The 12,986-nt window shown below is 50.8% G+C and carries 2 protein-coding genes; both read left to right on the forward strand.

Annotated elements, in window-relative coordinates; all coding sequences use genetic code 11:
- The first annotated feature begins 18 nt into the window (after positions 1-18).
- Positions 19-5,205 (forward strand): hypothetical protein, encoded by a 5,187-nt coding sequence (locus MHI52_RS04455; RefSeq protein WP_340983458.1) that lies wholly within the window; start codon positions 19-21, stop codon positions 5,203-5,205.
- Positions 5,206-5,226: 21 nt separating this feature from the next.
- Positions 5,227-12,918 (forward strand): S-layer homology domain-containing protein, encoded by a 7,692-nt coding sequence (locus MHI52_RS04460; RefSeq protein ID WP_405158545.1) that lies wholly within the window; start codon positions 5,227-5,229, stop codon positions 12,916-12,918.
- The last annotated feature ends 68 nt before the right edge of the window (positions 12,919-12,986 follow it).

The following is a 12,986-nucleotide window of genomic DNA, read 5'->3' on the forward strand; positions in this document are numbered from 1 at the left end:
GAAAAAGGGGAATCTCGCATGTTCAAAAAGTTATCAATCTGCCTGCTTACTGCCTTGCTGACGTTGACGTCTGTGAGCTGGCCACACCTGCCGACCGTTTCCGCAGCTGCGGAGTACACGGATATTCTTATTCCGAATGGCGGCGGCAAAATCATCAATCGGGAAGACATGTCTTCCTGGAATAACAACGTGAAGAAGGACGAAGCGAACAGCTTTGGAATATTTGCTGGCAAGGCACAGGGCGTATCCACGGATTTGAAGAATGTAAAATCATTGGGACCGAGTTACATGACTTTTGAAAAGGGTTTTGCAATGGATACAAGATTCAGCGGAACGATTAACGTTCAATCCAATCCCGTCTTGAAGCGCCTGGCTGAAAGCGGTGATGCCAAAATGCTATTGAAAATCAAACGTCTTACAGGATCCTGGACAATGGCAGCTAGTTTGGATGTTTCCGTTAATGGAGGTTCCAAATATAGGCAGGGTGCAATGCAATCAGGGGCCTCCGCAAATTCGTCATGGATTTCATTTGGCGCTAATGATACCATTCAAATTTCGATTACGGGGTTTACGATAGAGAACATCGACGACATTGAACTCTATTTCGCGGATATCACACCCCCTACATACAACGGCAATACACTGACCCATACCGGTGCAGTTCGATTCAATGCCGATCCGGCAGTACAAAAGAATGAGTTGTTCCTAAAGCAAGGGAGCAACCTCAACCTGGCGCTGAACTTCAGCGAGCCGGTGTTTCCTGATTTTGCAGAGCTTGCCTCTGACCGAATTGATGGCAAATTCAGCTTCATGCGTACCGAACTGTTCAATAATCCGGGTGGAGACGGCTTCGATCCTTCCGTTTATTATCTAACAAGCGCAGATAGCGGATACAGTGACTTTTCGCAGGGTGGACTGGATCGGAACATTCATGCACGCTCCACTTTTAACCTCCGGTATCAAGCTGCGTTAAATGATAGCACAGGCAACATTCCTATTGATCCGAAGCGCCTGATCGCGCCCTCCGAGGAGGACCGTCCAACATTGCTGGAACGGATGAATGTAGCGGGCTTTATCGATGGCGCGGGTAATCCTGTTGCAGCTTTTAACGGCATTGGAACAGTTCCTTTTGCCGATAACGCGAATCCGAGTGGTACGTTCCGTACCATTATCGACGCGCGAGTACCGCAGTACTCAGCATCTCGCAACGGCGTACAGCCTGAAGTACTTACGGGACTTGTGCTGAACAAGGGCGACGTTGTTGATTTTACCGTGTACCTTAACGAACAGGTGATCAGCGCGTTTACTCCGACCGAGGATACACGACTCAAGTTTGCCAACGGCTTGACCGCAGCATATGTTGGCGGCCAGAACACAAATATATGGACGTTCCGTATGACGGTTCCAGATGGCAAGAGCATCGAAACGTCATTGCTGGAGACGGCTGCCTTGGAGCATGCCAGTAATCCTGGCGACGGGAAGGCTCTGACGGACTACGCTGGTAACGTGCTTACTGAGCCGGTCAAAAAGATTGATTGGGCTGGATTGTCTGTGGACAACACGGCACCTGAAGTTAATTTTGTTTATGAGAATCAGGACGGAGAAGTCATTCCCGAAGGGCAATACGTGGGAAATGGATCATTCACGATTAATGCGTTCGATCCCGACTTAAACGGCCAGACGAGCAAAGGATTGTTCCGTCCAGGCAGTGGTTCAGGGCTCGTGTATTATGTGCTGAACCAGAGTCCGAATGATCCCTTCGCTGGGCAAAACGACAACTTTGCCGCTGTGAAACGGTATTCCCTGACACAGAAGCAGCCTTCCGATGAACTGTATACATCTGGTTTCCAGGATGTTGTATTGTCTACCGGACAGAATGGCGTGACAGTAGAACTACCTGATGACGGCAAAGATTTGAACGGGAACTGGTACTTGCATACATGGACTGCGGATATGAGTTGGGACTCGGCACGTCAGCGGATGCAATACGACAAAGGCAGCAACGAACGTGCAGCTTACCTTGCCCAACATCCAGATGCAACACCTGCTGAGTTAGAGGAATATTATCGCTCAAGTATATTGCCGAATCTGTCCGATTACGGCAATACGATGCAGTGGCCTTTGGCCGATTTCAAACAGGATGATTCCAATTGGTCGTACCATGTCGGCCTGTTGAAAATTGATAATGACGATCCAACCGTCGAAGTTGCAAACATCGTGGACAATAACTCCGACAATGTGAAGATTACGGTTAAGGCCGCTGATCCGACTTCTTCTATTAAAAATAACAAGGTGCAATACCAGTTCGTGGCAGCGGGCAAGAGCCCTGTCGCTTCCGGGTGGCAGGATGCCGAGCTGAACGCACAAGGTGAGGCTGAGATATCAACATTGAATGATCCGGCGATCTCCAAAGGCGGACAATACGAGCTGCATGCCAAAGCCGAGGATGTGGCGGGCCATTCAGCCACCGCCGATCCCAAAGCGGTCGATGTGCTTGTTATCTCAACCAAGTTCAAAGCCTATCCGGGTACCTATGCGATTAATGACGGACCCGACTTCACCGTAGCCGGTGTTCCGATCGATACGATTGAATATCAATACAGTGAAAGCTCTGAACGTCCTGTGGGCAACAGCAAATGGGTTGCTTTTGAGAATGCACCGAAGGAAACAAAGCTTGGGGAAGTACCCGCCGAGCGCTACAGCTTCCCTGCCGACAAAACGTTGAACGGGACCTGGTACGCCCATGTGCGCATCAAGCAGCAGGATACCGGACGTTTTTACTACTATTATCAGGAGTACAAATTCGACCATCTGCCACCTGTCACGAAATTCGGTTCGCAGGGTTATCTGTATCCGATGCCAGAGCAGACGGTACAGATTGATGTGTCTGACACGTTGGTGGACTTTAACGGCGTAGCAGCCAAGAACATTCGTTACCAATGGATCAAAGTGGTTGACGGGCAAGACGAGAAGGAACCAGATCCGGAAGGCAAGGGCTGGAGCGTGTCCCCTGCGGATCGTTTGATCACATTGCAGGTAGACAACCAAAAGGACAACGGTAATTACCGTCTGTACGTCCAGGCCAGCGATAGCCTGGGTAACAGTAAGCTTTACCACACAAGTGGTCTGTTCTCCGTGTTTTATCTGAGCAGTGAACCACCTGTTGGTAGCGCGCGTTTGATTCGGACAGAAGGTCCAGGAGATGACGGGTACACCGCCATTATGGAACTGACGGTTGATGTGCCAGCACAGGAAGGGTACTTCTATTCCGTTTCCACCAACGGCGGAGACAATTGGAGCACTTGGCTGCCGTATACGAACTATGTCGGCGTTCCTGTTGATACGAATGATTCGGGACAACTCAAGTCACAGGTTCGTGTCAAATTCAAAGGTTACTACGACAACATCAGCGATATCGTAACACCTGAGATTGAGCTTCAGGATGCCCCTGCATATGGGCTTGCTTCATTGGAGCAGATCATGCCGGTTCGCGGAGGCGAGAAGTTGCAGGATGGTGGGCAGAACGAAGGACAAGAGATCCTGTTCGACCTCGTTGATGGCAAAACCGTGAAGCCAACAAACAGCAACCCGGAAATGCCGGAAACGCTGGAGGCGAATAAACGGTTCAAAATATACCGCAACGGAAGCTACTCCTTCACCGTGAAGGATGGCAGCAATACAGCAACCGTGTTCATCGTGGTCTCCAACTTCGATGATACTCCGCCAATGGTGAATGCGAAGTATTCCACGATTGCGGCAACGAATAGCACAGTTAAAGTAAGTCTGCAATCGAGTGAACCGATCCGCATCACGAATCTGCCAACGTCGTCCAAAACGTTCCGCGAGAACGGAGAATTCACGTTTGAGTACGAAGATGCGGTTGGCTTTACAGGCAGTGTGACAGCAACGGTGAGCAACATTGATACCACGCCGCCGGAAGCAGATATTGTCATGCACTACAATCATCCCGATCTCAAAGCGTTGATTCGTTACGGTAGTGGTACTGCTGTCGTGGATAGCGCGGGTGATGGATACAATGCAAACGGAGAATTTACTCATTTCGTAGCACCGACAACAAGTAATGTGATCGTGTCTAATCTGATTGTGGCGCAAGTGCTGCCGAAACAGGGACAAGTTCAGGATTACCAGGTGGTGTCCAATAGCTCGGGGACGAACCAATCTTCATTGGTCATGACTTCGGGCAGTAAAGCACGCTTCTCATTGGCAGATGCCGCAGGGAACAATGCAAAGCTGGAGTCCGATGCGATTACAACACTCGTTGGATCGATCCCGGCTGTAGAAGAGATTACGATGGTTCGAGTAGACAATGACGGACAGACCATCGATGACAGCAAGCTGGTGCAGATCGGCGATCAAGCATACTCCAAAGGCAAAGTGCGTGTAGGTCTTGTGATGCCATCATCTGTAGTGGAAGGCAATACGATCTATGCGGGGGCAACCCCGGTAGCAAACTTTAGCGCCGACTACGCCAGCAATGGCGAGCATTCGATTTTACTTTCAGACGTACTTGGTAACAAGAAACAGGTCAACTTTACGATTGCGGGTCTGGATAACACGGCACCAACGATCCGTCTGAACAAAGCTTCCACCACGGTTCTGCAAAACAAACCAGGCTTCGATCTGGTCACCGATCTGGGTGGATACACAGTGAGTGACAATCTCACATCTGCGGAGCAGATTCAGGTGACGGCTGCGGAATATGTTCTGGAAGGCGGACAATACGTGGAGAAACCTCTGAACCTGACGGTGACGGGTAAACACACCATTCGTTACACCGCGAAGGACCAGCTCGGTAATGCAGGCTACGCGCTCCAAACGGTGTTTGTTCGTTCGACAGATGGCATGTTTGTTACGGCCAATGGCATTCCGTTGTCGGATACCGAATCCGAAACAGCAATCGTGAATACAGGTACGGTCACGTTCAATGTGAACAACTTCCGTACGATCGAGACCGCTGGCGGAACCAAGCTGGAGAACGAACTCGGCACGTACGACATTTATTATTTCCCGGGTCTGGTGCGCGAAGGACAGATGAAATACATCGCCACCCGAGTGACCTATACGGAACTGATCAGCAAAGACTTCAAGGTTACACTGCCCAAAGCAGGATGGTACACCATCATTGTGCAAAATCAGGAGCGCGAACGCGTATACTCCACGCTGCTTATTAATCGGGCCAATTAGAGAAACGGAAGGGGTTCACCCATGCGACGGAACAAAATCATTCGGATAATCGCAACGTTGATGGCCATGGTCATGCTGATCAGCGTCTTGCCAATTCACATCGCGGTAGCGGCCGTTTCCTCAGCGGGGACGACATCCATTAAGAACGGGTTTATCAAGGTAACAGTGGACAATGCAAGTGGGCGCTTCAGTATTCGTACAGAAGATGGCCAGCCAATCCGCAAAAAGGATAACGGTGTGGATATGATCTTTGGTGGAGATAACCCGGAGACGTCGTTCACAACATTCCGTATTAACGGAACGGATCTGATCTTTGGTAATCCGTACAAAATGGCACCGAACTGGACCTCGGAGGTTACACCTCCGAAGGTCGTTACGGGTAATGACGGCACCCAAAGTCTTGTGACCGTATGGACCGTTCAAGGCATTCGCATTAGCCAAGTGATCACTTTGCTGTTGAAGGAAGACAAGGATCAAGGCGGCAATGCGCGTGTTCAATATGTAGTGGAAAATACGACAAATGCCAAGGTAGAGATCGGGTCACGTGTGTTGCTGGACACGTCGGTTGGTGGCAATGATGGCCCAGCCTTCCAGATCGGGCAGAATTATTCCGTTCCACTTACGGTGGAGCGCAAACTGGTTCACGAACCAGAGAAGCTCGGTTATGACAAAAACGTGGACGAGCAGGCGTACAATCTGCATAAGCTGCCACCTTACTGGGTGATGCGGGACAAGCTTGATCTGAGCAACCCGCTGGCGACAAATGTCGTTGCCTATGGATTCAACAACTTGTTCGAGGGCGGTATTAACATTGTTGATGAAATGGTGGTAGGCCATTGGGCCAATCTTGCTGGAACGAAATGGGAATATGAACCGGACGAGAATCTTGATTTTACGCAGGATACAAATGATTACGGTACAGCCGATACGGCCGTGGCTTTCTATTGGGAGCCTGATACGGTTCAGGCTGGCGCCCAGCACTCGTATGAACTGGTGTACGGTTTGGGCGAGATTGTATCCCCGGAGAAGGTATTCGATGTTCGTTTCCTGGATCCAACGCAGAAGCTGGAGACCAATGAGGAAGAGACGGGTTACGTTAATGACGGCGTGTTCGAAGTGAACACGGAGATCGAGAACCTGGAGATGTTCAACACGAACCATAGCCAGATCGATGTGACTCTGACACTGGAGAAAGGTCTGAGCTTTGTGGATGAGAATGGGAAGGAACTCAATGCAACAAGCCAGAAGCTTACCTTCCGCAAGGATGTTCCGCCGGAACAAGCTGCACAGGGCATTGAATTTATTCCGTATAAACCGGGCGAGGTCGTCGCAGCCAAATGGCGAGTGAAGGGTACAGGCAAAGCCTGGCCTTCAACGCGCCAGTATATGGTAACGGTGAGCAGCCCGGAGACAGAGAAAAAGCTGGAGACGGCTGCTCAAGAGAGTGAGGGGCTTCCGGAATCGGAGATTCGTGCAATCTATGAATCGTCGAGAGCAGGTTTTATTTTCCTGCCACCGGTTGGTGAATTAAGAGAGACGTTGATCTACGCCATGTCACCCGAGGAAGCGTACAGCACGGACGAGAAGTACATCACGCTGAACGTGTCCAATATCGCTGCCTACAATGTCGGCAATGAAGCAACGTCTACCGCTGCCAACTTTGACATGTATCTGGAGAATGTGAAGAACGGGGATCGTTACAAAGTGCCGGTGACCCGATCTGTAACATCCCAGCCGCTTGGAAACGGGTTCGCGGGAGATTTGAAGCTGGTATATCGTGGCGGGGAAAAGGTGAAGGCGGACGGCACAACGCTTGAAGTGCTGAACGACGCGATCTTGCCACTTGGTGAATATGCTGTGCAAGTGGACTATCGGGACAAGTCAATTCCCGAGATGGCTGAAGCGCTGAGCTTCAAGACAGACCAGACCTTTTCTATAACCGAGAACGAAGAGAACCGGATTCGCAAAGCCGGCATTCTCGCTGTATATAAAACCAAACTGGACCTAAATGCAGGTGCTGGTGAGAAAGCGACATTTGCCAGCGTGCTGCCATGGACGTACGGTAACCTGACGGACGCGCAGTTCAAAACGAAGTTGGATCAGGATCGGGCGAGACTAACTGCTGCCAAGCAGGAAATGGTAGCAGCATCACGCAAACTGGACCCTGCTCTGGATGTAGCTGGAGCCATCGATGCATCGGCTTCGCCGGTATATGCGGTCCAGACGTTTGAAAATGAAGCGGCATTCGAAACGTTCAAAAAAGGACTTGATGATGATACCGAGCAGGAGGTTGTTCTGGAAGTGCGCGGTAAGATCGTGCAGTCCGGTACGGGGGCAAACGCCCAGTACACGGTTCAATCGGATACAGAACCTGCGATTCTCAACAAGAGTGTAGCTTACAGCGGGAAAGACCTCACCATTTCAACAGGGAACTTCCCGCTCGCCAAAGATTTGAGAGCCAATACGGACACGCCGTTTTTGCAAACCCTCTTTGTGGGTGGCGACGGTACCCTAAGTGTGGCGAACAGCGGGTTCGTATTCCATTCCGGCGAATGGACCGTTGATTTCTACAACGGATTCGATAAGTCACTCGGAACGGAATCAAAGCTGACGGATGAAGAGCAGGCATGGGAGGAAGGACGCAATCCGGAAGACCCTACCCTGAACGGAACCCTGACTTGGGCTAACGGTATGCTGGGCGATGCGCTCAATCCATATCGCAATCTGCTTGTCTCCTATGTGTACTTTAATAAACACACGTTGTTTTCAACACCTACCTTCTCGCTGAATGGCTTTGGGTTGAAACTCAATGACTTTGTACTGCGGCAGGATGGGGTGTCCTTCGGTGGTGCAATGAAGATGTTTATTGTAAACGGGGAAGTAAGCAACGTTATGTTCAACCAATCGGGCTTTATAGGTATTGATTCCTCACTGGCGTTTGAACTGGATAATAGAATTGGTTTGTTCAAACCGGACTCTGAGGATAGCGTAAAAGGTGGTATCAATGTTACGCACTATAAAGACCCGAACAAGTACGGCGTCATGAATTCGTACGGCGTTAACTTTGAGGCGAAACTGGAAAACTTGTTCTCCATTAGTGCGGAACTTGCCTTTAAACGCGTTCCCGACGGACGGATTATTCCAGACGTCATTGCTTTTGGATCGGACCTTCCTGATCCGGGCATCATGATCAATCCAGCTACCAAAATCTCAAGTATTCGCGGCGCAATCCGTGAACTTGCGATGACAATTGCGGGTGGTACCGAGCGCTTGCCACTGACGCTGGAGGCAGGCATCGATATGGAGCTGGGACAGAAGCCAGCTGTTTTCTCAGGAGGTGTAGACCTGACACTCAAAGCTACCGGCTTCAAAGTGGTGGGCAAACTCGGCTTCGGCGAAGGCAGCAAAGTCATTCCGATGCTGACGGAAGCACTGGTTCAAACTCAATGGGCCAGTCCAATGTTTATCCGAGCCAGGGCACAGATTGATGTTGGTGGTTGGGATATCATTGTGGGCAGTGCCAGCCTGTTTATCGGCGAGAACCTGGAGAAGGGCCGAGTCGATTTTGAAGGCATGGTCAGCTCCAAAATACAGATACCAAGTTCAGTGCCGGTTGTCGGCGGTTTAGGATTTGGAACTCGTGCAGGCGTTAATAACGATGAACTGTGGGCAGGAATCTCCTTGTTATTCCTCACCCTGGGCATCAAATATTACTGGGGCGGCGGCATCTCATTCTTGACGGATGGATCGGCATTGGACGATGATGCGCTCGCACATCTGGCAATTAATGATCCGGAGCAGGGACCGCGCCTGTTACAGATCGGAACAGGTATAGAGACGCTTGCGACATCATGGGAAAATGAGGAGCCTGAGCGTTACGAGATTAGATATACCGCCGTTGGGGACGGTATCGATATGATCGAGGATAGTTCGCAAAATCTCGGCATTGGCGGCATTCGCACGTCCAATGGAGGGAAAACACATGTGATCCCGATGAGTGGATTGACAGGGGATGCGCTCCTTGAATTGGAGTATTTCACAACAACCAGACCTACTCTGACGCTGAAACGTGACGACGGAAGCACGTATGATATCATGTACGGAGAAGCAACGGATCGTAACGCAACGGCGTTTGAACAGATTATCAAAGCACCTAAAGAGGGTGATCTGAAGAGCGACGGTACAACAGTGACCAAAAAAGAAGAGCTTCAGGGCACCGATATTCGTCGGATCTATGTCGCGATTCCACAGGAAGACGCAAAAACGGGAAGTTGGACGCTGACGTCCAGTCAATCGGTCAAGTCCAAGCTGATGAACATTCCGGTACTTCCGGAACTGTCTTCGACGGAACTTGCGATAGATACACAGGATGCGGACCAATTCATAGCAACCTGGACCGTGGATAACGCTTCGCCTGGAGATACGGTTGATCTGTATCTGTCTTCGGACCGTTTGCAGGCCACACCTACACCGGACGAATCCATTGATCCAGGGATCATGATTGCCAAAGGCATCGAGATCGAAAGTGCCGATATTGGTGCTGACGGTCGTGCATCAGGCGAGATGACCTTTGACGTGAAGCAGATTGCGTACCTCGGCGGAGCAGACCTTCGTGGTTTGCTGCAACAAGGGACATATTATCTGCGTACGGAACTGAAAACGAATATGGCATTCTCTGTCTTGTCTTCACAAGAAGGGTACACGCTCGTAGATCCGTTTGCTCCGAACGCCGTGCCAGTGGTGGAAACGAGAAGCATCGGTAACGGGCAGTTCGAGGTCGCTTTCCCGGCAATCACCAAAACAGCCGAAGAAGAAGCGGAGGAGTTCACTTACATCCTGACCGCATCGGATGAGCAAGGACATCTGTATGATCCGTTCGGCGAAGAAGGATACAGTGAATCCGACTTGAAAACCACGCTCAAGGATGGCAAGTATCATGTCACCGTAGGTGGATGGAATGTACTAGGAACGCCTAAGCTGGGTGCGGACGGCAAAGTACTGCGCAATGCAGACGGCACCATTGCCATGGAGGATAAAGAGGTACGCCATTCCGGACTGGAGCCGGGCAAATCGTATCGTATGGGCGTTACGGTCGCACGCAAACCGACTTCCGACGAGCAAGCGAATCTTCGTCTATCCACAACGACGTATAGCGGGTCGAAGCTGCTTCCTGCCCCTACAGGGCCAGTGCTTTCGCTTGATAACAAACAAGTGGTCAACAACAAATACGAGGTTGTTACAAGTTCGAATCAGGTAACCGTGAACGTGGCTTCGAATCAGCCAAACGTGGTTGTAGAGGCTTCGACGGACGATGGTTCGCTCGGCACCACTAACCTTGCAACAACAGACAAGCTGAAGTTCAACTTTGAGGTAGATGGTGTATACGCAGTCCAGCTCAAAGCTCGTAATACCAGCACAGGGGATACGTCAGTCACAATGCTGTACGTGACGATGGATACGACGGCTCCGATGATCTATCTGGATTCACCTTCACAAGGCGAACGGTCACAGGGAGGCGTTGCGCTCGTACAGGGTACAACGATGACCGACGCCCAAGTGACGGTAACGGATGCCGATAGTGATCAAGAATTGGCACAGTTCAAACCGGACGAGAACGGAGTCTTTAAATATGAGGTGCCGATTGATGCAAACCGCATGAAGACCCGTCTCCGAATTAAAACCGAGGACGCGGCAGGCAATGTGAACTCTGCCATTGTTGAGGTGCTGAACGGCGACTTCAAGCTGCCGCGCAGACTGAAACTGGTTATGCCGGAAGAACTTGTTGCTGGTGGAGAGCGAGCTACGGTTCAGACTTATGTGGAGTATACGGATGGAACTCGTGAACTCGCAGACAACGACAGCATCACCTACAGTGTGGTTATGGGTGAAGCGAACGCAGCCGTTCAAGATGATGGCCTTCTCGACGGAAAACGTGTTGGAGCTGCTCTAATCCAGGCCGATTATACATGGCAAGGTACGGAGCTCAGCACAACGGATATTGTATCTGTTGTTGCACCGAAGACGGGAGCTGCACCACCGGATTACATGGATACGATCAAAGCATCCACGATCGGAACGGGCAAAAAGGGAGAGACACGTGTCTCGATCAGTGCTGCCGGACACAAAGGCAACATGGTTGGCAGTGAACTGGCATACCGGATTTTCACGGAACAATTGCAAGTGATGCTGCCAACATTTGAACAGGATATCAGTGGATGGAACACGCTGCCTTCCGATAAAGTCATCAAAGCAAAACCAGGCGAGTGGGTTGTTATCGCCAAACGAACAACGAGTGAGCCAAAACTCACGACAGCATCCTCTGCTGCGGTGAAGGTGAATGAGCGGATCTCTTCAAGCGTGGAGCCAAGCGCGCCAAGCTCGGGTGGCAGTAAACCACCGGCATCCAATGTGCCTGTTGGTCCGTTGACGGTGGGTGGCGTAGCCATCGATAGTGCCGTTGGAGGTAAAGACATGAAGGTACCTCTGGAACTGGACTCAGTGCAGAAGGATGGATTGTTGCTGGTCGATGTTACGCCAGGCGTAAGTGGCCCAACCGTGGTTGCTCATCCTGTGCGAGAAGCGCTGCTGGATGCAGTCAAGCAAGGTCAGCGAATTCGTTTTCACGTTGCAGGCCAACTGGAGCAACTACGCTTCGAACTGGATGCGGATCTGATTAAACAACTCGCTGCCAAAGACATTTCGATGGATCTGGAAAGCGATTGGGGCAGCTACCGTTTGGATTGGAATGCCATCGATCTGAACGCACTTGAAGCAGCTTTCCCGACGCAAAAGGGCGAGGATATCAAAGTAAGCTTAAATGTAGGTAAACCGGATCAGGCATACGAACGGCTTGCTGCGAAGCTTGCCAGTGAGGGACGTACGATTCCAAGAGGAACCCCGGTTGCCTTCAACATGACGGCAAGTGACGGTACCAAGTCAATCGAGATTGATAAACTTTTGAAAATGACAACCAAAGAACTGTACCTGCCGGTCGGAGAGGACGAGCGCTCCGTATCGACCGTGGTCGTTCTTGAGTCTGACGGCAGCTTGCGGCATGTGCCTACTCGCTTCGAAGTGTGGGAAGGCCGGATGGTTGCCATCGCAAGCAGTCTGACCAACAGCGTATACTTGCCGATTCGATATGACACTGCGTTTAGCGACATGAAGGGCCACTGGGCAAGCGAAGCAGTTCATGATCTGGCATCACGTCTGGTTGTGAATGGCGTGTCGTCTGCTCGTTATGAGCCTTCGCGTAGTATGACTCGGGCAGAGCTTGCTGCACTGATGGTGAGGGCCTTTGGACTCAAACCAGATACAGGCGCAAGTTCAACATTCACAGACGTTAAGGCAGCAGATTGGTACAACGATGTGGTGCAAACGGCAACTGCCTATGGCCTCATGACGGGCTACAGCGGTAACCGTTTCGGTCCACAGGATGCCATGACACGTGAGCAAGTGATGGTCATGCTGATCCGTGCATACGAGATGGCAGGACATACTGCACCAGCTGTGAGTAGTGCAGCTAATAGCCTTGAGGGTTATACCGATACATCAACATTGTCTGATTGGGCCAAAGATAGTGCCGCGCAGGCGGTGAAGCTGGGTCTGATTCAAGGCAAATCGGCAACGACACTTGAGCCAAAAGCTCCGGTAACTCGTGCCGAGATGGCAACGCTTATCCGCAGATTACTTGTGGAACTGGATTTGCTGTAAACATGAAGTTGTTGATTTGAACTGGAAAATCCCGAGAGTCATCATGACTTTCGGGATTTTTTGTATCT

The organism is Paenibacillus sp. FSL H8-0283 (assembly GCF_045040675.1).
Lineage (GTDB): Bacteria > Bacillota > Bacilli > Paenibacillales > Paenibacillaceae > Paenibacillus > Paenibacillus amylolyticus.

Bases quoted from the DNA above. Each gene is read 5' to 3' on its own strand.
- MHI52_RS04460 (WP_405158545.1), top strand. From the start codon at position 5,227: ATGCGACGGAACAAAATCATTCGGATAATCGCAACGTTGATGGCCATG.
- MHI52_RS04455 (WP_340983458.1), top strand. From the start codon at position 19: ATGTTCAAAAAGTTATCAATCTGCCTGCTTACTGCCTTGCTGACGTTG.